34 protein-coding genes are annotated in these 24785 nt (G+C 32.6%); 24 read left to right on the top strand and 10 right to left on the bottom strand.

All coding sequences use genetic code 11. From position 1 onward, the window contains the following. Positions 1 to 13: 13 nt before the first annotated feature. The 11 genes from QZV03_RS05020 to QZV03_RS04970 are packed head-to-tail and all read left to right on the top strand — an operon-like array spanning position 14 to position 10952. Complete coding sequence (locus tag QZV03_RS05020; RefSeq protein ID WP_296874604.1) at positions 14 to 2413, top strand: transglutaminase-like domain-containing protein; 2400 nt, start codon at positions 14 to 16, stop codon at positions 2411 to 2413. Positions 2414 to 2437: 24 nt separating this feature from the next. Continuing rightward, positions 2438 to 2839 carry a hypothetical protein gene (locus tag QZV03_RS05015; protein ID WP_296874603.1) on the top strand — a complete coding sequence of 134 codons (402 nt, stop codon included), beginning with the start codon at positions 2438 to 2440 and terminating at the stop codon, positions 2837 to 2839. Further along, complete coding sequence (locus tag QZV03_RS05010) at positions 2823 to 3992, top strand: baseplate J/gp47 family protein (RefSeq protein WP_296874602.1); 1170 nt, start codon at positions 2823 to 2825, stop codon at positions 3990 to 3992. Before QZV03_RS05015 ends, QZV03_RS05010 begins: the two co-directional genes overlap by 17 nt. A 12-nt stretch (positions 3993 to 4004) precedes the next feature. Continuing rightward, complete coding sequence (locus tag QZV03_RS05005) at positions 4005 to 4469, top strand: hypothetical protein (RefSeq protein WP_296874601.1); 465 nt, start codon at positions 4005 to 4007, stop codon at positions 4467 to 4469. Continuing rightward, positions 4460 to 4660 (top strand): hypothetical protein, encoded by a 201-nt coding sequence (locus QZV03_RS05000; RefSeq protein WP_296874600.1) that lies wholly within the window; start codon positions 4460 to 4462, stop codon positions 4658 to 4660. Before QZV03_RS05005 ends, QZV03_RS05000 begins: the two co-directional genes overlap by 10 nt. Before the next feature lies 1 nt (position 4661). Next, a complete protein-coding gene (locus tag QZV03_RS04995) occupies positions 4662 to 6395 on the top strand; it encodes a hypothetical protein (RefSeq protein ID WP_296874599.1) in 1734 nt (577 codons plus the stop codon). Next, a complete protein-coding gene (locus tag QZV03_RS04990) occupies positions 6396 to 8543 on the top strand; it encodes a hypothetical protein (RefSeq protein WP_296874598.1) in 2148 nt (715 codons plus the stop codon). A 13-nt stretch (positions 8544 to 8556) separates the two neighbouring features. Next, on the top strand, positions 8557 to 9468 hold the full coding sequence (locus tag QZV03_RS04985; RefSeq protein ID WP_296874597.1) for a phage baseplate protein: 912 nt from the start codon (positions 8557 to 8559) through the stop codon (positions 9466 to 9468). 20 nt (positions 9469 to 9488) lie between these two features. After that, the gene (locus QZV03_RS04980; RefSeq protein WP_296874596.1) at positions 9489 to 10478 is read left to right on the top strand and encodes a pseudomurein-binding repeat-containing protein; all 990 of its coding nucleotides are present in this window, start codon (positions 9489 to 9491) and stop codon (positions 10476 to 10478) included. Positions 10479 to 10488: 10 nt separating this feature from the next. Further along, complete coding sequence (locus tag QZV03_RS04975) at positions 10489 to 10677, top strand: hypothetical protein (RefSeq protein WP_296874595.1); 189 nt, start codon at positions 10489 to 10491, stop codon at positions 10675 to 10677. Further along, positions 10674 to 10952, top strand: a complete 279-nt coding sequence (locus QZV03_RS04970) for a hypothetical protein (RefSeq protein ID WP_296874594.1) — start codon at positions 10674 to 10676, stop codon at positions 10950 to 10952. The genes QZV03_RS04975 and QZV03_RS04970 overlap by 4 nt, the downstream gene beginning before the upstream one ends. On the opposite strand, the gene QZV03_RS04965 is transcribed toward QZV03_RS04970, so the two are convergent. Further along, positions 10940 to 11113, bottom strand: a complete 174-nt coding sequence (locus QZV03_RS04965; RefSeq protein ID WP_296874593.1) for a hypothetical protein — start codon at positions 11111 to 11113, stop codon at positions 10940 to 10942. The two genes, QZV03_RS04970 and QZV03_RS04965, sit on opposite strands and share 13 nt — an antisense overlap. A 370-nt stretch (positions 11114 to 11483) precedes the next feature. Between QZV03_RS04965 and QZV03_RS04960 the strand changes: the two genes are divergently transcribed. From QZV03_RS04960 to QZV03_RS04925, 8 genes are read left to right on the top strand one after another with little or no spacing between them, the layout of a single operon-like run. Beyond that, positions 11484 to 11768: a hypothetical protein gene (locus QZV03_RS04960; RefSeq protein ID WP_296874592.1), complete on the top strand. Its 285-nt coding sequence runs from the start codon at positions 11484 to 11486 to the stop codon at positions 11766 to 11768. 9 nt (positions 11769 to 11777) lie between these two features. After that, on the top strand, positions 11778 to 11939 hold the full coding sequence (locus tag QZV03_RS04955; RefSeq protein ID WP_296874591.1) for a hypothetical protein: 162 nt from the start codon (positions 11778 to 11780) through the stop codon (positions 11937 to 11939). A 3-nt stretch (positions 11940 to 11942) separates the two neighbouring features. Then, positions 11943 to 12128, top strand: a complete 186-nt coding sequence (locus tag QZV03_RS04950) for a hypothetical protein (protein ID WP_296874590.1) — start codon at positions 11943 to 11945, stop codon at positions 12126 to 12128. 24 nt (positions 12129 to 12152) lie between these two features. Then, on the top strand, positions 12153 to 12368 hold the full coding sequence (locus QZV03_RS04945; RefSeq protein ID WP_296874589.1) for a DUF4314 domain-containing protein: 216 nt from the start codon (positions 12153 to 12155) through the stop codon (positions 12366 to 12368). Between the two features lie 12 nt (positions 12369 to 12380). Then, positions 12381 to 12569 carry a hypothetical protein gene (locus QZV03_RS04940; protein WP_296874588.1) on the top strand — a complete coding sequence of 63 codons (189 nt, stop codon included), beginning with the start codon at positions 12381 to 12383 and terminating at the stop codon, positions 12567 to 12569. 12 nt (positions 12570 to 12581) lie between these two features. Then, complete coding sequence (locus QZV03_RS04935; RefSeq protein ID WP_296874587.1) at positions 12582 to 12971, top strand: hypothetical protein; 390 nt, start codon at positions 12582 to 12584, stop codon at positions 12969 to 12971. Between the two features lie 21 nt (positions 12972 to 12992). Next, positions 12993 to 13229, top strand: coding sequence for a hypothetical protein (locus QZV03_RS04930; RefSeq protein WP_296874586.1), 237 nt, complete (start codon positions 12993 to 12995; stop codon positions 13227 to 13229). A gap of 13 nt (positions 13230 to 13242) precedes the next feature. Further along, positions 13243 to 13671, top strand: coding sequence for a hypothetical protein (locus QZV03_RS04925; protein ID WP_296874585.1), 429 nt, complete (start codon positions 13243 to 13245; stop codon positions 13669 to 13671). Positions 13672 to 13917: 246 nt separating this feature from the next. Here QZV03_RS04925 and QZV03_RS04920 read toward each other — a convergent pair whose 3' ends face one another. Then, the gene (locus QZV03_RS04920; protein WP_296874584.1) at positions 13918 to 14721 is read right to left on the bottom strand and encodes a hypothetical protein; all 804 of its coding nucleotides are present in this window, start codon (positions 14719 to 14721) and stop codon (positions 13918 to 13920) included. A gap of 439 nt (positions 14722 to 15160) precedes the next feature. Here QZV03_RS04920 and QZV03_RS04915 point away from each other — a divergent pair, with 439 nt between their 5' ends. The 3 genes from QZV03_RS04915 (at position 15161) to QZV03_RS04905 (ending at position 17961) form a co-directional block, all read left to right on the top strand. Beyond that, positions 15161 to 15316: a hypothetical protein gene (locus QZV03_RS04915; protein ID WP_296874583.1), complete on the top strand. Its 156-nt coding sequence runs from the start codon at positions 15161 to 15163 to the stop codon at positions 15314 to 15316. 371 nt (positions 15317 to 15687) lie between these two features. After that, complete coding sequence (gene recJ, locus QZV03_RS04910) at positions 15688 to 17097, top strand: single-stranded-DNA-specific exonuclease RecJ (RefSeq protein ID WP_296874634.1); 1410 nt, start codon at positions 15688 to 15690, stop codon at positions 17095 to 17097. A gap of 60 nt (positions 17098 to 17157) precedes the next feature. Beyond that, entirely contained in the window at positions 17158 to 17961 is an 804-nt protein-coding gene (locus QZV03_RS04905; protein ID WP_296874633.1) for a winged helix-turn-helix transcriptional regulator, read from the top strand. Here QZV03_RS04905 and QZV03_RS04900 read toward each other — a convergent pair whose 3' ends face one another. Next, positions 17962 to 19236 carry a DEAD/DEAH box helicase gene (locus tag QZV03_RS04900; RefSeq protein WP_296874582.1) on the bottom strand — a complete coding sequence of 425 codons (1275 nt, stop codon included), beginning with the start codon at positions 19234 to 19236 and terminating at the stop codon, positions 17962 to 17964. It lies immediately after the preceding gene. 33 nt (positions 19237 to 19269) lie between these two features. Then, the gene (locus QZV03_RS04895; protein ID WP_296874581.1) at positions 19270 to 20130 is read right to left on the bottom strand and encodes a radical SAM protein; all 861 of its coding nucleotides are present in this window, start codon (positions 20128 to 20130) and stop codon (positions 19270 to 19272) included. A gap of 60 nt (positions 20131 to 20190) precedes the next feature. On the opposite strand from QZV03_RS04895, the gene cas4 reads away from it, so the two are divergent. Then, positions 20191 to 20877 (top strand): CRISPR-associated protein Cas4, encoded by a 687-nt coding sequence (cas4, locus tag QZV03_RS04890; protein WP_296874580.1) that lies wholly within the window; start codon positions 20191 to 20193, stop codon positions 20875 to 20877. After that, positions 20874 to 21338, top strand: a complete 465-nt coding sequence (locus tag QZV03_RS04885) for a thermonuclease family protein (protein ID WP_296874579.1) — start codon at positions 20874 to 20876, stop codon at positions 21336 to 21338. Before cas4 ends, QZV03_RS04885 begins: the two co-directional genes overlap by 4 nt. Here the strand turns inward: QZV03_RS04885 and QZV03_RS04880 are convergent, their stop codons facing one another. The 6 genes from QZV03_RS04880 to QZV03_RS04855 all read right to left on the bottom strand — a co-directional run bounded on the left by QZV03_RS04880 (position 21339) and on the right by QZV03_RS04855 (position 24618). Next, a complete protein-coding gene (locus tag QZV03_RS04880) occupies positions 21339 to 21977 on the bottom strand; it encodes a hypothetical protein (RefSeq protein ID WP_296874578.1) in 639 nt (212 codons plus the stop codon). Between the two features lie 17 nt (positions 21978 to 21994). Continuing rightward, on the bottom strand, positions 21995 to 22393 hold the full coding sequence (locus QZV03_RS04875) for an RDD family protein (RefSeq protein ID WP_296874577.1): 399 nt from the start codon (positions 22391 to 22393) through the stop codon (positions 21995 to 21997). Positions 22394 to 22402: 9 nt separating this feature from the next. Continuing rightward, positions 22403 to 23422, bottom strand: coding sequence for a hydrogenase expression/formation protein HypE (hypE, locus tag QZV03_RS04870; RefSeq protein ID WP_296874576.1), 1020 nt, complete (start codon positions 23420 to 23422; stop codon positions 22403 to 22405). 103 nt (positions 23423 to 23525) lie between these two features. Next, the gene (locus QZV03_RS04865; protein WP_296874575.1) at positions 23526 to 23900 is read right to left on the bottom strand and encodes a 30S ribosomal protein S8e; all 375 of its coding nucleotides are present in this window, start codon (positions 23898 to 23900) and stop codon (positions 23526 to 23528) included. A 192-nt stretch (positions 23901 to 24092) separates the two neighbouring features. Further along, positions 24093 to 24329 (bottom strand): hypothetical protein, encoded by a 237-nt coding sequence (locus tag QZV03_RS04860; protein ID WP_296874574.1) that lies wholly within the window; start codon positions 24327 to 24329, stop codon positions 24093 to 24095. Positions 24330 to 24333: 4 nt separating this feature from the next. After that, positions 24334 to 24618 (bottom strand): hypothetical protein, encoded by a 285-nt coding sequence (locus QZV03_RS04855; RefSeq protein ID WP_296874573.1) that lies wholly within the window; start codon positions 24616 to 24618, stop codon positions 24334 to 24336. Positions 24619 to 24785 lie beyond the last annotated feature (167 nt).

Below are 24785 nucleotides of genomic sequence, written 5' to 3'. Positions count from 1 at the left end.
GGTGGTTTTGAATATGGCAGTAAGCAGTATTGTTGAAAAAGTGTATTATGACACTAATCTTGTTCAAAATCATTCTATTCTTTATGTAGGTAGGTTCGGAAATGCCAAATCAAAAACACTTGGAAAGGATTTTTGGAAAAATAAATTACAGATTTACTGGACTAAATATCAGATTAAAGAAACTGATATGAGGCAAAAGACTGCAACTTTCACTAGCCCACATTATTTTGACTTAACTACTGGTTTATATACAATTTTGATTAGCAGTCCTTACCACGAAGACTTTGGAGGCATCATATTAACTGTAGATTATGACAAATCAACAGGATTATACAGTTACCAATGTCAAGACTTCAGTAGAAAGTACCAAAGCAAATTTAGTTTGATTTCTAAAAACAACAGTTATTATGATTTATTAAGATTATTTATCACTCAAAATGGTGTAAATAATGGAAAAGGAAGAGTATCTGCTAAAAAATTACCTAAATACAAAAATGAACTTGCAGGACTCAGACCCAAACTGTATTATGATCAAGGAATTTGGGGCAATGGTATAAACTCCAATCCAATGAAATCAGTTACACAAATGGTCTTCCGTGATGTGTCATATATTGAAGCAATCCGCAATTTAGTGTTTAGTACAGGAGCTTATATTGATGTATACTTCAATAAATATGGTGTACTTCAAATAGAACCATTCAGCAAAGAAGATTGGCTGTTAAGTGGCATATATTTGACAACACCTGAATTAGCAAGTAGTAAATTCAAGTTTGACACTACCAACATTATTACAGGTGTCGTTGTTAATTCCCAAGACAGATTGAAAAAAGGTCATTCCTACTCAAGCACTAAACTTGTAAGATTGGATTTAAGTGCCTTTTTCGGTAATTTAACAACTAGCATTGATAATCCAAATGCAACAACCACTACAAAAACCTCATCTTCTAAAACAGTTTCCAGTAAAAAATCAACTAATACAAAGCAAAAAGAGGGAACTGGCATTACCGTGTTTATGAACATTGATAATATTCATTCTAAGTCAAAAGATATGAAATTAATGAAAGATATTGGAAAATATCTTAAAAAAAGAGGTTATAAGGTTGAAATTGGTGGTATCGGACCAAGTTATCATTATTCCCAAATAAATCGTGTGAAAAAGAATGGAATATATATGTGCATTTATGGAGGAGCATGCGCTGGAACATTAAAAGAACACTGGACATCTAACCACTATAAAAATGTTCTCAAAAAGAAAAAAGCCAAAATGGTAGTGGCATTCTTATCGCCACCTAGTACAAATATCCACAATTTAAAATGGTTGCCTCGTGCTCACGATGATAATTTTTCACCTTCAGGATTTAGAGGTGTCAGTAATCCTGAAAAACATCTTTTAAATGCTGGAGTGGGTGTAGTAATTGGTAAAAATGCAAAGGAAATTGCTTCTAAATTCCCTAATTTCAAAACTACTGCTAAAAAAACAACTAAAAAAACAAAGAAAACAAAGACTACACCAATATCTACCAATACTGCTCTATCAATCAATAACGAAATGGCAAGTGCTAGAAACAGATTAAGTGATAGTATTCGTGATTTATTAAGTTTAAAACTCACAATACCATTGGGAAATCCATTATTGAAGAAGTTGCATACAAATATGTTTTTATATACAGAATTACCAACCGAATTTGTATTAGAAAACTTTTCTACACTTGCAGAGGTGTTAAATTCAACCTATAATCGTTATGTTGGATATTCATTGAATAGATGGTATATTGAAGCAGTTACAATAACTAATGATGGTACAAAGTTCGATGCAGAAGTTGAAGTGAATCCATTCCCTAGCAGTGTAAGACAATACAGAGAGAGTAGATTGAAATGGGAAAATGATTATAAATCAGCCCAGCAATCCAATTCAAGTTCATCTAAAAAATCATCTAAATCAAAAACAACAAGTAAATCCAAGAAAAACACCAGTTTGAAAGGTGGAGAAGGTAAAGTCATTGACAATCTTGTCAAAAAGATTGTTGGAAATGAAACTAATGATTTAAAGAAAGCTAAATTAATTCATTCTTGGTTATTGGATAATGTCAATTATTCAGGTTATACGAATTCTAAGTATAAAACACCAGTTAAATGTTACAATAACCGTAAACATTTGAACTGTGCAGATACTAGTAGACTAACAGCAAGTATGTTCCGTTCTGCAGGAATAAATTGTTTCGTTGTTCATTCCACATGCCATTACTACACCGTTATGAAATACAAAGGAAAACTGTATTGCAGTGATGCAACAAGCAAACAAAGGTCATTCAACACCTATTGGAAAGGGTCATCATGCCATAGTGGAAAGACTGTCAAATTTACAGGTAAAAATTGTTATTATGCCGTCTGTGGTAAAAATCCGTGTAGTTAGAATTTAATTGTTAAAGGTGTTTTTATGGAAGAAATAATTGAATTAGGAACAGATTTAAACAATAATTGGGAATTTAAAGATGGCGATTTGATATTAGTTGAAAATAAAGACAATCTAGTGCAATCTATCTTAAATAGGTTAAATTCTGAATATGATAGTTTAGATTTGTTCTATTATGATTACGGTAGTGTTTTATCAAATTTTCTTGGTTGGAAACATAACGATGAGACATTGGAATTTATACGATTGGAGATTGAGGACACTCTTGAGCAGGAACCTAGATTAAGTGATTTTAGTGTTGAAGCATCATTTAATAAAGTTGGTGGAATTTTAATCAAATTATTCATTGTTTTTGATGATGAAACTGATTTTAGTTTGAGTTTAGTGTTGGAAAAGGATGGTGAAATCGTTGCCGATAGAGAATGAAAGTTTTTACAATATCATTGGAGATGAAATCTCTCGTGAAAGTATTGTAGAGAGAATGATAAATTATTATAAGGAAAAATTAGAAGTGGGTGAAACACGAGTAACTGATTTTAACGAAGGTTCTGAGATTAGAAACCTTTTAGAGTCAATTGCCGTTGATTTATATGACTTAATGGAAGATAATTATGAAGCCACCAAAATTGCTTTTATATCATCTGCTTATGGAGAATGGCTTGATTTACACGGCGAAAATCCTTTAATCAATCTTCCTCGTGATACTGGTTCAGAGGCTGTTGGATTTGTAACTTTTACCATACCTGATGTTAGAACAGTAGATATTATCATTCCAGAAGAAACATTGCTCGTTTGCGAAGATAATGATCTCGAATATGTTACTGATTCCGAAGCTGTTATAGTTGCAGGAGATACAAGTGTAGATGTCTATTGTACTTGTCTGACAGTTGGAGAAGATGGAAATTGTCCTGCAAACACTATAACAATGATTGATGATGATACCGTTGATGAAACTGTTGAAGTGACAAATAATGAAGCTTTTAGTGATGGTACAGATTATGAGGAAGATGACGAATACCAAGAAAGACTTTTAAGTGCCATTAGAATTGATAACTTTGGAAGTATTGGATATTATCAGGATTTAGGCAATAATATTGATGGAGTTCATGATATTTTTTTAATTGATGATGAATCATATACTCGCAAAATCCTTGTCAACGGATATGATAAACCTGTTTCTGAGGAAGTTTTAGTGAATGTTTTACAGGAGTTCACTAGACCAGAGAATATCGTGTTAGGTCATCGGTTTATAGTCGATGTTCCAGAATATATTGTCTTAAATCTGAATTTGGATTTGGTAGTCGAATATGAGTTTGAGGATGAATTAATTGTAAATAGGTTGCAGTCATTCTTTAATGGTGGGGTAACTGATGATGGTTTTGATTTCAATGGTTTTTCAATAGGTCAAAATCTAAATGAAAACATTTTATATTCAGCTTTGGAGAGTTTAGATGGAGTTTTAAGAGCTTCTGCAACTATCCTTGATGATGATTCAAATTTAAGTTCTATTACTGTTAATAATAATCAGGTAATTAAACTTGGTGAAATATCAATTAATAAAACATTAGTTGATGAATAGTTGGTGATATGTATGTCTGAATATGGAGAGGAAATTCTTGACAGATTACCTGAAAATTCAAGTCTAAAATCATCTAATAACCCTGCTCGTAAAGTTATTATGAATACTGTCGGAGAATGGTTGGACAATTATGATGATAATTTTGAGAATATGTTCCTAAATGAATCGATAGGAGAATACATTGATTGCCACGGCAGAGAATATGGTGTTTATCGCAAACTCAATGAAACCGATGAGAACTATAAAAAAAGAATTATCTACCAAATTTTAGGTCATTTAACTGCCGATTACTTGATTAATATATACAAAGTCAATTTATATGTCAATATTCCAAATTACAATCCTAATAACAATGAATTGACAAGCGATAATCAGTATATCAATGATGAAAATGGATTTATGGCTTCAGCTGATGATGTAACAAGATCAATCTTAAACAAAAAATTTGTTTTGGAGAGTGGTATTAGATGGCTTTAAGTCAATATTTCACTGATGAAGAGTTAATTAGTCAATTAAGATTGCAATTTGACTGGGAAGAAATGTGGGATATTGATTTTACCACAATTTTTCAGTCTATTGAAGATATAGGTGATTGTTATAGTCTAAATTTCAGAAATCGTTGTTTTCACATTGATAAAATCACAGGAATTGTCGTGGAGGTGGAATAAAATGAGTTTTTTAACCGTTGAAGATGTTAATAGTGTTAATTTAAATGTTATTAATGAATTTTATGAGATAAATACAAGTCAAATCAGTGAACAAGAGTTTGATAGTGTATTATATGATTTTTCTATTGTCTCTCATTCAATAAATGGCAATACTCATGTTTTTTCCTTTGAAATTCACAATTCATTATGGAGTGGAGGTTACTATTTTACCAAAAATAATGGTGAATATTTGGATTTAACGGCAACTTTTCGTGATAATCACTTAATTGTAACTATCAATGAGCCTAGCATCTGTTTAATATTGTATCTTTGTAGCTTTTACACTAATAAACAAATAGGCAAGATTGAAGAAATCTTTCAAGGAGATACAGTTTATGTCTTAAACAATGATGAACTGAATAAGGAACACAATCCATTGAATATGAAAGATTTAAGATACAATGAAACATTTTCTTATGATATTACAACAGTAAATCAGGGAGTAAATGTTATAAGTGATTTAAGTTATCCTTTTTATTTACTTGTTTTAATTAAGAAAAATGACTTGATATTTGATTTAAGCAATGAAAGTGCAACAGTAGGTGTAATAAATCATATTCCTATAAACATAGATGCTAATTTCCTGCCAAACGGCGATTTAGTCGGTGAAGAATCATTAGATATAGAAGTTCAATATGGCAATACTGTCATTCCAGTTGTCTATGATAGTGAATTAAATGATTATTGCTTTGATTTGGATTTAACAGATAAGATTGATAATAAACCTGCCAAATTAAAAATAATGATTAATGAAATTGATTTAGTCAATAGTAGTGTTTATGATATTGTTTTACCTTGCAATTATTCCTCTGCAAGTAGTTATGAAGAATTACAAAGCAATATTATTGCAGGAGCAGAAATAATTGAATTAACAAATGATATTGCATTTAATAGCAATCTCTTAATACCAAATAATCTGATGATTTATTCAAATAATCACAATATTTATTTGGGTTCATTTCATATTAATGTCCCTAATTCAGTTTCCATCGAAATAGATGATGCTAACTTCTTTAATGGCACTAATTGTTTCATTCAAGAGATTAATACAAAATTAGTTTTAAAAAATTGTAGGTTCAATAATGCTATTATCAGTGATAATTACAAGGGAAGTGTAGTTTCAGCAGATTATGACAGTTCTTATGACAGCATTATCACCGAATTGGTGGATTGCAGTTTCATCAATTGCCATCACACTATTTACCACGGTGGAGAAATCAGCATAAAAAATTGTAGAGCATTGTTCAATAGTTTTAATGAGAGTGTTGATACAGATTATCCTGCATTTTTAACTGCTTACAATGGAACTGTTGAAATAACCAATTCTACATTTGATATAGATTACGATACTGACTTTTTATCTGATAATAATATAGATATTAAGTTTGCAGAGGCTTTGATTGGATTGGGTGAAGATACATTTTTTAATGGGTATACTACAAATCATTTGAAATATAATGACAGCTTACCATTCTTTGAATCTCCTTTCAATAATAAGAGCCATATTTTTGCAAAATACTATTATCCTCAAATTAATGCATCTGTTATTTCAAGTCCTAATTTAGGCAATGAAGATACCTGTGTATGTCATATCTTACTAGGTACGGATTGGATTTACAAAAATAATGTTCAGATTACACGTACTAGTTGGAAAAGTGAGAATAATATTAGAAAAATAGAATGGAGGGATGTTTAGATGTATTTTTCAAATATATTGAATGAAGAAATACAACATTTCCATAAAACTGTTGGAGCTAATTTCACTATGAGTTTAACTGATATTTTAACAAGCCATCTGTTTAAAGTTGAACCTATAATTGAAGATAAAATTTACAGAATTTTCCCATTGTTTTATTGTAGTAAAGTGATCAGTAGCAATGTAAATGATAGGTTAATGGAAACTCGTTGTCTAATCCTACATAAAGATGACCGCGAAACATATTTATCATTCGTTACTGATGAGTCAAAAGACAATATCATATTCAATGAGGATATTCATAATATCAAAAATATTGGCGATACATTGTCTACTGAGGAGTTCAATGCATTTGTCTATCGTTTGAGGAAAAAAGGAACACTTGCCACAAGTTTGAATTTTGAAGAAGAATCATCCATCACTGGAATTTATGCCAGTTATGTTTTCAATAATGTCGAAGGACAATTAAGAAATGATTCTGGAATTATTGTCAATGACAAAGTAAAAAACAATCCTTTAACAGTTAAACTGACTAATCCATTCTTTTTAAATGCAAAATATACATTAACATTTACCGTATTTTCTATTTCAGGAGCCAATGTTTGTGAAGAGAATAAAGGAGATTTCATAAGTAAAGATACATTTAGCATTGATTTAATTGAGGATTCAGATGTCGCAATTCCTTTGGAGAATTATATCAATGATAGCATCTTGGATTTTGATGTAAGTATCAGCATATCATTTGATGTTCCAGAAATTGTTAATAGTAACTTTAATTTGCTTTTGAGTGTTGATAACAACAATATCGATTTAGGAGATGCAATTAACCTAACTGCAAATTTGAATGGAGAAGACAATATTGGAAATTATACAATCCAGTTCTTTGAAGACAATGTTCTAATTGGCGGCAAATCAACCAATAATGACGGAATTGCTTCTTTAACATTTACTCCAAATATCGTTGGCAATCATATATATTCTGCAAAAGTCCTTGGTTTAAGAAGTGAAGTTAATGTAGTTGTTAATAAATTGAATACCACATTATCAGTGAATGTAAATAATGATAGTGTTGTTTACGGTGATGAAATTACATTAACAGGAACATTACTCATAAATGATGAAGCTATTGGTGATTTAACTGTAAAATTGTATAACAATAACATTTTAATTGATACTTTAACAACCGATGATTTGGGAAATATAACTTTCACTTCTAATAGCCTGAATACTGGAAATAACAATTTAAAATTGGTATATGATGAAACTAATGTTCATAAAAGCTGTAATGCAAGTGCTACTGTTATAGTCAAAATTCCTACACATATGACAATACAACGGAACAGTCCTCCACCAATTTATGCTTCTGAAACATTATATGAAGTTGAGGGTGTTTTGTACAATTCCATTGATAACACACCTATTGCAAATAAAACTGTAACTGTGAGGGAAAATAGTAGTAATAATGTAACCTATCTCACTACCGATGAAAACGGTGTTTTTTACACTCGTAGCGCATTTGGAAGTGGCAATAGAAGTTTGATTTTCAATTTTAATGCAGACACCTATTATGATGCTTCTACAATTACTCACAGTTTTACTGTAATTAAGCATAATTCTGAATTTAGAAATGTCATAATAACTGAAGATACCATTTCAGGCTATTTAGTTGTAACAGAAACAGGAAATCCAATTGTAAGGTCAAGAGTGGAGATTATCTATGACGAATATTATTCCAATACAACTACTACTGATAGCGAGGGCTTTTTCAAAATTACATTGAGAAAATCAAGTGCAAATTATTGTCCTAATGAATGGAATAGTTTAAACTATGGTGGAGATTACTATAACAATGGAGTTGAACAGGATTTAACAGGAATTGCAATTAGTTACGATACATCAATTGTTAATTTAGGAAAAACACCTGAAAGCCCAATGGTTGCATATAAAGGAAAATTAGTAGATGCCAATAACAATGGAATTGCCAATAAATCAATACAGATTACAGATACTGTCAATAATAAAAAATATTCTGCAATAACTGACACTAACGGTGTTTTTTCTGTAAGCATTTATTTTGAAAACCACGGATTTAATTGTATATTTGCAGGTGATGACAAATATCACAGTTCAGAGGGTTCAATTTACTAAAATAGGTGATTAAATGTCAAATAGAACATTAATAGATGAATTTATCACATTAATCCACAGTGAAGCAAATAACAATCCTCCTCCAAAATCCTGTAAAATAGTCAAAAATTACGGTGATGAACCGTATTCAGATGTAGAGGTGGAGGATTTAGGCATATTAATCTACAAAAAAACAATCGGAACAACTAATATTGGTAGTGAAGGAATAATTTGTTTTTTGAATGGAGATTTGAATCAATCAATCGTAATAACAGATAGTATTACGGAAATTGATTTATCAGAGATTTATAATGCATTAAATGATTTAGATAATTCTAAATCTAATATTAACCATTTGCACCCACAATACTTGACAGAACATCAGGATTTAAGCAATTATGCTAATAGAACTGAATTAAATAACTCATTAGCAATGAAAGTTGGTTATGGCGATTTATTTGATTTGATTTATCCTGTTGGAAGCATTTATATGAGTGTAAACGATGTTAATCCAGCTTATCTCTTTGGAGGAACATGGGTGCAAATCAAAGATAAATTCTTATTAGCAAGTGGGGAGTCATATTCCAATGGGTCAAGTGGAGGTTCGGCAGATGCTGTTGTCGTATCACACAATCACACACAGAATGCCCATAACCACACTCAAAATGCTCATAATCATACTCCAAATAGTAATGCTAATTTTGTTAATTCTGAAAAAGGAATTAATTTAGCACTTACTTCCAAAAGAAATATGAGTTATACTTCAGGTTCACATTATTATATGTATACTTCAAATCATGGAGGAATTGGTGAACAAGCAAATACTGCAAATACTACTGCGACTAATAAATCAGAAACTGCCACTAACAATCCTGCAGGTGTAGATGGGAAAGGAAAAAACTTACCACCCTATTTGGCAGTGAATGTTTGGCAAAGAACGGAATAAATGAATAACAAGTTGATAAAATGGTAAAAAAAGAAGAAATAAAAAAATTAAGTGAAAAAGTCAAGGAATATGTTGAAAAGAACAAGAAAGCACCTAATTCTGTTAAAATAAACAATAAATTTTTTAGTTATGCAGAATGTTTTTACATTTTCTCCTACACTATAAATCATTTAAACAAGGAGTTCAATGTCAAAAGTGCTAAAAAATGTAGTAATCCAACAGGTTCTTCGATAAATGAAAAAATCTATGAAAACGACTATAAAGACCAATCTAAAAGAATAGTGCAGTTTATAACTCAAAATGGAACTGTACCTAATTATGTTACGACCACTAAAACAAGAGTAAAAGTGAATCCTGACTTGGTATTGTACAACCTATCAAAAATATTGGTATTCTACTTTAAAAACAACCGATTGCCTAATTACAGTACATATAACTCAAACGATTTAAAAAGCGCTGCTAAAACTACAACTAACAATTGCAGTAATCCTTATAAATCATCTCCTCACCCATCTAAAAAAGGTTGCGATGCAATGGGTCAAAATACTGGTTATTACTGTGGAGTTTGTGCCTTACAACATTCATTGTATAAATTTGGAATATATGTCAGCCAATCACAATTAGCAAAATGGGCTGGCACTACCACTTCAGGAACAAGCCACGAAGGTATCAGGACAGCCGTTGCAATGGTAAACAAAAAATACAATGTAAATATTACTGTTCAGGAGAAAAATTTCAAAGATTTAGGAATAACTGGTCTTGCAAAGCTTATTTGTAAAAAGAATGTTGATGCAATCATACATTTGAATTATCGTGACAGATGGGGACACTATGAGTCTATAAATGAAATTAATGTGAAAACAAATATGTTCAAGATTTTAAATTCACTTGGAAACAAATGTACTAGTTCCTGTTATTGTGGATATATTGAGAATAGATCATTAGCTGTCGAAAAGTCATATATCAGTGGCATTAGCCAAAAATCCGTATTGATTTTAACAAAAAACTGAGGTGATAACAATGAATTTTATCCTTAAAAAAATCTATGCAGTCTATTTGGATTATGAACAAAGACAAGTAACTAAATTGTATAAATCAGAAGGACTGACAAGAAAGGTGCTAAACAAACAAGCACAAATCAATGAAAAAAGACACGAATTGAACTTGCCTGATAGGCACGAGATGATTTATAAAAGGTTCGTACAATGAATATTTTAGTTTTAATCAAAAAATTAGATGAAACTCCACTGGAGAGAGAAGTCCGCAATGGCAATGCTTACGGTGATATTTTAACTTTCTATAATGAAACCGATTTTGAGATTAATTTAATGATAGATAACATTGAATATCTTAATGTCTTGCAGGTTTGCCTTATTTTAAAAGACCATTCTTTTTATATCTACATACAACAAGGTGCAAAACCCAATTTAATTAAGTTAAATATAGATAGTATTGAAGAAATCAATTGTTTTCATTTAATATAATCCACCATACCCACAATGATTGCAGACATCACCGTAATTGTCAGGAAAACCACAATTCCTACAAGTCCATCGTTTAGCATCTTTACTAACACCGCAATAATTGCAAGTATCTCCATAATTGTCTCCCCAACCACAATTCCTGCAAAACCATCGTTTCGCATCTTTACTGACTCCACACATGTCGCATTTTTCACCGTAATTGAAAGCCCACCCACAATTTTTGCAAAACCATCCTTTTTTCTCAGAATTCATATTATTTTTTTTATTTTTTCTATTAGTAATATTTTTTTCATTGCTAAGATGAAAATAAAAAACTAATCCAAATATTGATTAATTTAATGTTTTATGCCCATATAATTATTAGTTTATTATTATTTAATCTATATTTTATTTTTTTTTAAATCTAGGCATTTACAAGAGAGATACCTTTATATACTTGGGTGGCTAAGCTATAATTAACTATATTTAAAACGGCTTGTAAGAGCTTAAAATGATTAAATATCAGTTAAAATGTAAAACGAGTTGATAAATATGTGTATGAATTTAGAAAATGACGATTGTGGACACGAATGTAAAGATTGTGTATATTACTTTGAAGAAACTGATTTCTGTCTCCACACTATGTATAATGTTATGAGAGTTGTTAAAGATTGTGAGAATAAAAGAAGCAGAGAAGATTACCCAGCTAGCACTTTAATCTCAGATGAAGATTTGGAATTTTCAGATGAACTAACCGATTGTAGAGATGGAGATATGACAATTTCCGAATTGTACGATGAGTTAAAAGCAATTACTAGGGAAGCACTTGATTATTAGGTGATTTGAATGAATATTATTGATTTAATGAATAAAAAACATTACGATGTTCCTGAAGATGTAACTATCTCAGATTTAAAAGAATTAGGTGAATGTATATCAGATGACATGAGTATCGGTGCTTTATTAGAATGTATTGAGAATTTATACAATGAATCATTGGAGGAATAATAAATGAGTGTAGAAACAAGAAAATGTGAAAAATGTGGTGAAGAAGCAGATTTTGTAGCTGGACTTTACACTTTTGACAGGAAATTGAACCAATTTCACTGTCCTAAGTGCCACTTCACCTTTATCTGCGTAGGATTTGGTAAATTTGTAAGAGAAGGTGTATTACCTGAACCTCAAAGGTGGGAATGAAAAAAGTTAAACGAGTTGACCGAAATGTTTAGAAATGACAAGAAAATGATTGAAACAAAATATCCTGTTGGTACAACAGTAGAATTGGTAAGTATGAATGACCCACAAGCACCTCCAGTAGGCACTCGTGGTGTCATTTACCACATTGATGACATTGGTCAAATACATGTGAAATGGGAAAACGGCAGTGGATTAGCACTGATCTATGGTGAAGATGATTTTAAAATTGTAAATGAATAACGAGCTGATAATATGAACATTAAATTAATTCCTATTGAAAGAAACTGTTTAAGCATTGAACACCACCGTGAAAATTGGCATACCATCAAAGTTTCCAAAAGAAACACAATAACTGTTGAAAATCATTTAAAAAACATTCAGGCTACATTTACCACTTCATTTAACAGATATGGTGATGTAGTTTTTGAAGTATATTTATAACGAGCTGATATTATGAACCGAGTTGACTACTTAACAGAATTAATGAAAAACGATGTAAAACTAATCTGCATAGCAGAAAAAGATGTTGAACAGATGAAATTAAATCTTGCAGATGCCCTTAAAAGAGCTGAAGAAAAATGCGACTCATATGAGAAAATGTATGAGGGTGATGATAGACTCATTATGACTGCTTACGATGAATATGAAGCAGTTAGAAGTCCATTAACACAACTGGAAGCATTATTAAGAGATTTTAAAATCTGCCTAATCAACCACTATGAACAGCTACTCATTGAAAAACAAGTTTATAATCATGGAATAGGCAATTCTCTGGACAAATCCAAGAAAAATTTGCTAAAAATGGATGAGACCGTCGAAATCATTAAAGGAGTGTTAATCTAACACTTCTTTTTTGGTGATTATATGTATGGATTTAACTTTATTATCAGAAAAACAATGAGAGTGTCATTTTTCATTGACAAGAATGATGAACTGTACCATTGGGGATTTATACTTGGATTTAATCGTGATTTCAATGATTTTGAAAAGGAATTAATCAATGATTTTGGCAAAGACTGGCTTATCAGAACAGTCAAAAGTATGGCAGTCTATGAAACAAGAAAATTGACAGAAACTGTAGATTTAGTGAGATTTGAATAGCTAGGTGATTATTATGGTAGATTACACAACTGTAAGAATTAAAAAGGATTCACTTGAAAAAATCAATAAAATGAAAGGAGAAAATGGCTCAGTGGCGGATGTCATAGAAAAGTTATTGGGTTCAGTTGAGGGATGCAGTATTGAAGATGTGGTTGAAGTTTCACGAGAGAGTGTTGCAATTACACTAGAATACACTAGCTTTGGCAGAAATACATTTAATACAAAGCAGGAATTCGGCATTACTTTTCAACAATTAAAGACTGGAAAGGTTGGAGATGAATTCACCGCAAATCCTAATCCTGAAGATGAATACTATATGAATGATACCGCAAGAATATTGTATGTTGATGACAGATCAGTGTTAGTCCGTGTTACCGAATATGTAAAAGCAGAGGAAGGTGAAAATTCATTCGTCCATATTGAACACATTGACCTATTCTAATTTTCACTTGTTTTCAACTGTGGAAGTGTCAGGACTTTTGTATCCTGATATTTCCACTATTTTTTTACATTATTTTTAAATTCAATGCAATTAGTTTTTTAGTTTCTTTTAATATAGATATATGTAGTGATTTAGGACATTTTCGTTGAAGTTACATCTCCAATGATAGTTTCATTAAGATTTTGTTAGGTTTTTAGGATAGCTATTGTTTTAATCAATCATTACATACAAATTTGAATTGTCATATTACCAAAGAACAGGTGCGACATCTTCATCCAAATCAGGATAATACTTTGTATATATCCTAATATATGAGTCACTATAAGCTGAATCTTTGTATTTATGTCCCCAAGGAGCATTTATCAAATCAAAATATATTTTTGTTCGTTTTTTTACTTTTTTAACAAGTTTTATTTTGTTTTTTGTTTTTTTACTGATTTTCCAACCTTTTTTAAGTAATTTTTTTACCTTTTTGAGTTCTTTTTTCCATTGTTTTTTTGTTAATTTAACGGTGTGCCCCATTTCTTTAAACTTCTTATAGAAAGTTTTTGTGTATTTTATGGTAACTTTGTGTTTTTTAATAGTTTCATAAGTTATTATTTTATATTTTTTGTTAGAATTAGCTATAGCAAGTTTTTTAACATCTTTTGCATCTACATCTAATGTTTGTTTTCCATAATGTTGGGTGTAGAAAGTGTAGTGATGGTTCACTTCCTGAACAGACTCATCATAATCACAATCAAAGTCATATTTAGTGTTATAACTTCCTAAAACCTCAATATTACTATCAGCTTTTAAAACTTCCACATTATTCTCGGCATTTAAAACTTCTTCATTTTTTGAAACTTCTAGAACTTCATTATTCTTAGCACTTTCCAATGATTCATCAGTAGTAGTTGCAGTAATTTGATCTTCGACAGTATATTCTAAAATATCTGTATTTTCAGCTTGCAAATTGGTTGTATTAGTTTCAACGGCACTAACAGTTCCAATTATTAAAAATATACATAATAATGAAAATATACTGAATATAATCCCTTTATTTTTCATATTCTCCTCCCATTAATTGAATAAATCATTAATCTTGTTAATATATTGTTTTATAGTTATATATATCATTTATTGAAATTTACAATAATTTATGAAAAATACAATGGAAAGTTCAAGAAAACAATTATTTACATGAAAAATCATCTCTCCAAACAATAGTTGAGGTATACTATTGTTTTAAGAAATGTCTAAATTTTAGTTGAGAGATATAGATTTATTGATTTTAATTCTAGTTATTAGTTTCATTGATAATTCTAGTGAATGGGTTGATTATTCTAATAGATGCAAATCTAATCCCATTCATTAGGTTAATCACTTCATTGATATTTCAATAAGTAAATTTCAACCTATCTAGACTAGGAGTTGGAATGGATTTGGGAGAGATTTGGGATAGCTTTGTGTTATTGGTTTAAATACACTCCTTGGCAAATTAATATGTATGGTAGCATTAACTATTGAAGTACTGAAGAAAATAATTGAGAATATTCCTGAAGATTATGAAATTATGTGCGATAGTGGAAAAGATGTTTTCAAACTATCCGACAAGATAATGGTTGATATCACTGAGAAAACATTGATATTCAAAAGATATTGATTAAATTAATTCTTAATTTCAATTATTTATACTATTAATGCAAATAATGTTAATTAGGCACAATAGGAAAAAGGTTCAAGTGGAGGTTAATTCCTCCACAATATTTATCATTATCTCATTGAATTTAGTGTGGCTCGTTGTGTTTTTACATTTTTATGAACTTTAATTTTATTTGCATTATCCTTTTTGTGCCTCGTTTATAAAAATCTGATTTTTTTGATTTTATGAATAATATTTTATTCTATCGTTGAACTAATGTTTAATTTTTATGATATGAACGATTTCCATAAATTTAATTAACAACCCAATTCAAATCTTATAGTATAAAGGTTATCAGAAAAAGCTGATAAGTAATAGATATTTAAGTGATTATTATGCAAATACCACAACTAATGTCTGAACAATATTCACAGGCAAGGGAACTCATCGAATCATCACAGGACATTAAGGTATATTCCCACATTGACTGTGACGGAATCTGTTCAGGCGCAATACTATCAACCATACTAGACAGACAGGATAAGGAACATGAAATCGAATTCGTCAATTTAGACGTCCTTGACAATATCGAACTGACACATGAACTTACAATCTTTTCGGATTTGGGTTCAGGCCAGCTTGTTGACGGCAAGGCAACGAAAGGACAAAAGATTCTAATACTTGACCACCACCCCCCACTAAGGGATTTGAACTATAAGGACGACAAGGATTACACTTATCTGGAAATAAACCCTCATCATCACGGCATTGACGGATCATACTATGTATGCGGAGGAGGATTGTGCTATTTCCTTTCAAAAGAATTCGGATACACAGATTTGAGCTGGATTGGTGTTTTATCAGCCATTGGAGACATGCAGAATACTCATTCAGGCCATTTTGAAGGACTAAATAGCCTTATAGAACAGGATGCGATTGACGGAGGATACCTTGAAGTCATAAGAAATGACCTCAATATCTACGGAAGGAATACCCGTCCGCTGTTTGTTGCACTTTCATACTTCAATGACGTCCAACTGCCGATTACAAACAACACCGCCGAAACCATGGCCATTCTCGAAGAACTTGGAATCGATGAAAAGCACCACAGGAAAACATTGAATGAACTTACAATGGAAGACAAGTCAAAGCTATACCAACGTCTTTCAGGAATGATATCACAAGTGGTGCCAGGACGATATGTTCAATATATTCCCCAATTAATTATAGGTGATTCATATACCTTCCTAAAGGAGGACAGAGACAGTTTTTTAAGAGATGCATCTGAATTTTCAACAGCCATGAATGCCTGTGGAAGAAATCACGAAGAGAAAATAGCAATGGAAGTTTTAAAAGGTGACAGAATTGTTGCATTGGACCAACTGGAAACTGTCAGTAGAGATCACCGTAGAAATTTAGCCCAATCCATAGAAAAAGTTGCGGATAGTGAACAGTCAAATATAATTGAACTTGAAAACTTGCAATATTTTGATGGAACTGGTATTAAACCTGAAATCGTCGGTACAATAACCGGAATGATTTTAGGATACTGTAATTGGAAAAAACCAGTTATAGGATTTACCCAAACTGATGAAGAGGGATTAAAAATATCTTTAAGATGCTCCAGACTGCTTTCATACGATGGAATTCATTTTGGAAATATAATTCGTAAGATTTCCGCAGAAGTTGGGGGAAGTGGTGGAGGCCACTCCATGGCATGCGGAGCTTATATACCTATTAAGAAAAAAGAAGAATTCCTTGAACGTTTCAACAATGAACTCAAAGGCAAACTAACAAATTAGTATATATACTATTAAAGATAAAAATACTAATTAATCAATTTTAATTGAGGAATGAAAATGATGAAGGCATTTAAAAAGAGAGGTGCATTGACACATTTCCAAATATTAAGTGAAATATCAAAACAAGACCCACACCTCAAACAAAAAGATTTGGCTAAAAAATTAGGGATTACAATACAGGCTGTTTCAGAAAATATCAAAACTCTTATCGAATTAGGATATATCACTTCCAAAGACGGAAGATCACCTTACAAAATTACACAAAGTGGTATTGATAAAGTAAAAAAGGATGCAATTAGCTTAAGAAAATATTCCGATTCAGTTTTAGAAACAATGAATCATTATAAAACCATCTGGCCAGCTATTGCGACAGAAAAACTAGAAAAAGACGATATTGTCGGATTATACATGGACAACGGAGTGTTGTACGCTCACAAAAAAGAGGAAAATGCAACAGGAGTTGTTCTGGAAGATGCTGAAGCAAATATGGATGTGGCATTAACTAACCTGACAGGAATCATTGACATGGCTGTTGGTGAAGTTACCGTCATTAACGTGCCGACCATCAAGGATGGAGGATCCAAAGCGTCTGACTTAAACTTAATTAAAAACATATACGACAAGGGAACAAATACCAACGAAGCTTTTGATAAAATCTCCGTTGCCGGAACAGTTTCACGTGCTATTGCAAACAAACTTGATTTACCGATTGACATCGAATTTGCCGCACCACAGGCAAGTGCAAATGCTGCCCGTAAAGGACTGAATGTTCTTGCAATCTGTGTTGGAGACATGAGCAAAGCGTTTACACGTGAACTTGAAAAAGAAAAAATTAAATTCAATATCATAGATGGTGGAAAATAATCAATTTTCCCTCATCATTTTCAGCAAAGCTGCTGCTACTTCAAGATTATCATATTTAAACTCTTTTTTAATAATATTTACATAATCATCCAAATCACCGTCCTGAATCAGTGCTTTGGCATGATTTAAAATCTTTTCTGTTTTTAGACTGTCTAATTCTTCAGGCGTGGGAAACTCCTTTTCAATGATTTTTGAAGGGTTTGCCTTTCTGATATTTTTAAACCTTGACATTTCATCCTTTGAAACCAGCATGAATGCAGAACCTGTTTTTCCTGCCCTTGCAGTTCTTCCGATTCTGTGGATATAGTCATCGATGTTTTGGGGAACATCATAGTTTATTACAAAATCAACACCGGAAATGTCCAGACCACGTGCGGCAACATCTGTTGCAACAAGAATGTTTATATTGCCGTTCTTAAACTTGTTCATTACCTTATCCCTCATCTGCTGGGTCATGTCACCATGAATGCTGTCCACATTAAAATCATTTTTCAAGTGTTTGGAAACATAATTTACACTCTTTTTTGTATTGCAAAAAATCAATGCCATTTTAACATCATATGCTTCAATCAGACGAGTCAAGCCATTGAACTTTTCCTTGATATCACATTTGAATGCATATTGTGTTATTTTAGGAATGTTTTTACGGCTATCAGACACCTTAATAAATTCAGGATCCTTTTGATATTTTTTTGCAATCTGCTTGATTTCAGCGGGAATTGTTGCTGAGAAAAGTAAGGTTTGCCTTTGGCGGGGAGTTCTTGCAAGAATTGTTTCAATGTCCTCTCTAAATCCCATCTCCAACATTTCATCGGCTTCATCAACAACCACACGTTCAATACCGATCAAATCAAGGTTTCCCCTTTCAATATGATCAATTACACGACCAGGAGTTCCTACAACAACATGAACTCCCTTTTTCAGTACTCTTGTCTGTTTGCCGATGGGCTGACCACCATAAACGGCCAAAACCTTTAATTTCTTGATTTTTGAGCCCAATTTCTCAATTTCAGAAGCAACCTGCATTGAAAGTTCCCTTGTGGGACACAAAACAATTGCCTGTGGAGACCTGTCTGGAATAAAAATCTTTTCAATAATAGGTACTGCAAATGCAAATGTTTTACCAGAACCTGTTTGTGCCTGACCGATCAAATCAATGCCATCCAAGGCTTTTGGAATGACCAGTTTCTGAATTGGGGTCAGTTTGGAAAACCCCAGTTCATCTAAAGAGTCCTTAATTTCGGGTAAAATATTCAAATCATTGAATTTCATCATATATAATATTTGAAAAAATAGTTATTTAACACTTTAGAACAATGTTGTCTGAACTGATTTTTCAGGAAACCTGTGCATATACTCAAATATCTCATCCTGATTGTGCAGTATGCCGTGCTCATTGCATCTTCTTTTAAGTATCGCCCTTAACCTTCGGTTGTCTGAGCTGTGAATGAAGTAGCTGTCGCCAAACTCCTCAATGTATCTTTTCTTAAGCCCAGGAAACTTTTCATCAAGCTTTTTGTAGAAGTATTCCCGGTTTCCCTCCCTTAGGGACAATCCCATGCCCAGATTCAATACGCCCTTAACCTCATTTTCAATGCAGGCGTCCAGAATAAGATTAATATTCTCCTCAGTATCGTTAATGTGGGGCAGTATAGGACACAGCCACACGACCGTTGGAATACCATTCTCCTTTAACTTTTTTAGAACTTCAATGCGTCTTGAGGTAGGACATACGTGAGGCTCGATAATCCTGGACAAATCATCGTCGGCAGTTGTTATGGTTATCTGAACCACGACCTTTGTCTTTTCATTGATTTTTTTCAAAAGGTCAATATCCCTTAAAACAAGATCAGATTTTGTAAGGCATGCAAAACCGAATCCGTACCTGTAAATCAGCTCAAGACACTTTCTTACATTCTTAAGCCTTTTTTCAAGTGGAATATAAGGATCTGTCATTGCCCCAGTTCCTATCATGAATGGCTTACGCCTAATCAGTTCCCTTTTAAGCAGTTCAGGAGCATTTTCCTTTACCTCAATATCCTCAAACTTATGGTTCATCTGATACACATCACTTCTTGAATCGCAGTATATGCAACCGTGGGTGCATCCGCGATAAATGTTGATTCCATAGTCCGAGGTGAAAATACCCTTTGCCCTTACAAAATGCATAAGGATAATTTTGAATTTAAAACAATTAAATACTTTATTGTTTATTACAAATATTAAAATATGGAACAAAAAAACATTACCGAATATGAAAAGGAATATGAAATTAAAGAACATCCTTCAATAAAAGGTCTTCAAATAATCGAAGGTAAAAACAATTTCCCAATTAGTTGGCTCAACCAACAAGGATACTGCGAATACCAGATATATCTAGAGTACATGAAAGGTATCAAAACACAACCTACAGCAGCAATGACACAGGGAAGCAACATTCACAACCAGCTTGAAGAAATCTTCAAACAGGACGCAACACCCTCCACATTTGAGGATGCCGTTGAAGCTTCAAAGGAAAGCGCATCAATGTCAAGGGAAGTATTTGTTGTGGCTCCGGAATACGGAATAAGAGGATATATCGATGAAATCTGGATGAAACCTGAAGAAATTGTCATAATCGATGACAAACCTGGAAGAACCCCTTATGAATCAACAATGAATCAGGTAAGGGCATACTGCCTTGCATATAAGGAGATGACCGGTGACGATAGAAAAATCAAGGCGGCACTCAGGGAAAGGGGAACTGATAACCTCTTTTGGATTGAGGTATTCACTCCTGACATTGAAAAACAAATCAAATTCACAATTGACAGAATGCATGGACTCTTTGAAGGTACAAAACCATTCATTGCGACAAAAAATCCTAAAAAATGCCGATCATGCAGATTCAAAAACGACTGTGAGCATGCAAAATGAACAAGAAAACCATATCAATAATATTACTAATCATATTTCTGGTAACAACCGTTCTGACACTGGCCAATGTATTTTTAGGCGATACAAACACACAGGAAAACCAGACTGGAACCCTAACCATAAACAACAAGACCGTGCATTATGAAAAAGCCGGAAAATGCATTGAGGTTATCGACGGCAATACAATACAGGTATACGGTGTAGGACGAGTGCAGATGACACAGGTCAAGATACCTTCACAGGAACCTGAAATCAGTCAGGCAAAGAATTTCGTTGTGGAAAAGTGCCTTGGAAAAACAGTATATCTCAATATTGACGATGAAAAACCAAAAGATAACTATGACAGAACACTGGCTATAGTATACACAGATGATTGCGATATAAACCAGGAACTCATCAAAAATAACCTGGCAAACGTTTCATATTTCACGCCGAGTGAATTCAAAAAAGGAGAAGTATAGTTAAACAACTCTATTTAAACCCAAATAGATTTTGTTTTTCTTATATACCTTATCTAAAATTTCATTCCATTCTTCAATGGTTATACGATTCTTATTTGGAATCAAATTGTCCAGTGATGCCTCAGTTACGTTTAAAATATCTGCCAAAACGTAAGATAAAGTTCTGCCTGTCAGGGACAGTTCATAAGGATCGTATCCGGTAACAGCCAAAACCCAAACATTATCCTTTGAGGAACTGTTATATTCACGTCTCAGTGAATCAAACCAGCTGGCTATGCGAGTGCCATCCTCACCAATGCCGTCACCGATTGAAATATAATAATCCTCACCGGAAAATTCAACTGAATCAATGGCATTTTGGATTTTATTTTTCAGTTCCGGAGAATCAAGTTCCAAATCAAGTTCATTGTTTGTTATGGTATCTGATAAATAGTTTTCAAGTTCCTTGATATTTTTAAAATATCCCAAAGGCTCAAGCCTGTCAGGATCACGGTCGCATAAATCATAGATTAAATCCTCATCAACATCGACAATCTCATATCCTTCAAGTTTATGGGACTTATATTCCTTAAAATCTATGCAGTAATTTTCCAAATCATCCTTGTTTAAATACCAAAGCACCTGAACTTTTTTTATCATACCCATCAGTTAATAATCTAAAAATGTTTTTTTACAACAGTAGTCTTTGTTATATTGTTGAATAATCTATCAGTACGTAGGAATTTACCAATAAGCCAATCAAATATAATTGGGACCCAATATATTTTGGTTAAGTTACGTACAATAGCCTGTAACCAGGAAATATTGGCACCATTTTTTGATTTGACTTCAATACCCATAATTGCCTTACCCATACTGGCAGCAGCCAATTTTTCAGTTACCACGAAGTAAACGAAAATTAAAACCGGTACGAAATATGGGAAGAACTGATAAACACCGTATACGTTTTTAGCACCAACTAATCCGTATATGAAGTAGGATACAATCCACATAAAAGCTGAAAGAATAATAAAATCAAGGATGTAAGCTACAATTCTTTTTGAAAATATAGTCATCTAATCACCTCAGCATACTCTAGGAACTGGATCGGCAATTGGTGCTTCAAGAATCCTTTCACCACCGATTGGAGTGTTGACAACGACATAATCACCCTCAACGACTTCACCAATAATTGCAGCGTTTTCACCATATTTTTCGCCTTTGATTGCTTCAAGGATTGCTTCGGCCTTATCCGGCTTAACTCCCATTACAACCTTACCCTCATTGGCTACTTCAAATGGATCAATACCGAGCATTTCAGATACTGCATGAACTTCTTCCCTGATAGGAATTGCTTCCTGTTCCAATACAACACCAACACCTGCTTTTGAAGCCATTTCATTGATTGCATTGGCAAATCCTCCACGGGTAGGGTCTTTCATTGCAGTAACTCCACCAATTTCTAAAGCTTTTTTAATAATATTCCACATTGGGGCAACATCTGATTTCAAATCAGTATCAAAACCGAATCCTTCCCTAAATGACATCAGGCTCATTCCATGATCGCCCAAACTGCCGGTGACAATGATTTTATCTCCGACTTCAAGGCCGGAATCACGAACCACTTCACCTTTCTTGGCTATTCCAATACCGGTAGTCACCATGACAATGCCGTCAAGCTTGTCCTGAGGCATTACCTTTGTGTCTCCAGTAATTACGGCCACATCAACTTCAGCGCAGGTTTCATTCAATGACTTTATGATTCTGTCCAAATCTTCAATTGGAAAACCTTCCTGCATGATTATTGCATTTGATAAAGCCAACGGTTGAGCGCCCATAACAGAAACGTCGTTTATTGTTCCTGCGGCTGAAATCCTACCGATGTCCCCACCAGGGAAAAACAACGGATCGATAGTGTGACCATCAGTGGTCATAACAATTTCATAATCGCCCATTGGAATAGATGCACCATCATCTAGGTCATCTAAGCTAATACCACCATTAACACTTTTTTTAGTGATATTATCTAAAATTGTGCTGGAAATTAAATTTGCCATTACTTCTCCGCCAGCACCATGATTCATACTAATTTTATCATCTGACATTTTATCTCCTAAAAAAATATTATTACGAAATAATGTTTATAAAAACAAGTATATTAAAATTATGAAAAAAATATAAAAAAAGAGAATTTAAAGATAAATATCCTTAAATTAAAATTCCGTTAATTACTCCATCCTGACCAGGTCTGGATGTAACTTTTGCATTACCTTCAGGAGTTTCTACAATAGCCCCTTTGGTAATGATGTTCCTCCTAACGTAGTTAGGGTTTGCAGAGTTTTCTATTACACCAAGAATATCTACAACTTTGGTTTTACCGTTTGAATCAGTTACGTTGATTTTATTACCGGTAGCTAATCTGAGTTTTTCGTTTCCGCCACGGGTTCTGATTTTTCTTAATTTTTTTTCGTCTAATCTAGTTTCAGCAGGATCTCTTCCTAATTCTGATTTCCTTTTTCCACGGTTTGCAACATTTCTTGCACCTGATGGACTTCTAGTTGATTTTCCTTGAGAAATTGCCATTATTTCACCTAAATAAATATAATATATAAATAATAATCGCAGTTCTTAAGCCTCTTTTCAATCAGACCATCGGCAAGATAATTGACAGTCTAATTTTTGAGAGCAAAAAAGAGCCTTAAAGAATAATGATAATTAAATATTACTTTATCATTATATATAAATGTTATATTTTTTGGCTAAAAATAAAGAAATTTAATTTTTATTTTTTAAAATAAATTCATCGAGCAGCTTGTCAAACTCTTCTTCAGTCAAATCCTTATCAGATGCTGCATCAAGGATCTTTTGAATTTCCTCTTGAGAAACATCATCACCCAATAAATCTATGAGTAAATCCTTTAAATCCTCATCATCAATGTATGCTTCACCAGAAGTCATTGAATGTGAATTTCCTTCTTCATCAAGAGTATAATAAGGTATTTCTTTTGACATTTAATTATTCCTCATCGTCATCCGGAAACTCGTAGTAGACCACATTATATGGATCTTCATCAAAGCTCCATTCATTCGGTTCATCTAAATAAACTTCATCATCAAAATCATCATCACTATCTTCAGCGCCTTCAACCTGGATTACAATGTCGACATCTTCTCCTAATTCTTCAATGTCAATTCCTAATTCATCCAAATCGATTTCCAATTCACCATCCTGAACTGCTTCTTCAGGCACCACAATAATTATCTCATCAGGAGAATTAACGTTGATTTCTTTGTCATCCATTTTATCACTTCATTTTTTAATTATTATAATTTTAAATTAACTCATATTTAAAAGTTAAGCAAAATCCATTTGAGACTCTTTCAAAAACTTTGTTGATTTTCAAAATCCTTTTTGCGATTGTCATTCCAAATGAGATCTCTGCGATAGATTCGTTTTAAAACGCCTCG

The sequence above is a fragment of the uncultured Methanobrevibacter sp. genome, from assembly GCF_902788255.1.
In the GTDB taxonomy this organism is placed as follows: Archaea; Methanobacteriota; Methanobacteria; order Methanobacteriales; family Methanobacteriaceae; genus Methanocatella.
This window is presented reverse-complemented; position numbering and strand designations above follow the sequence as displayed.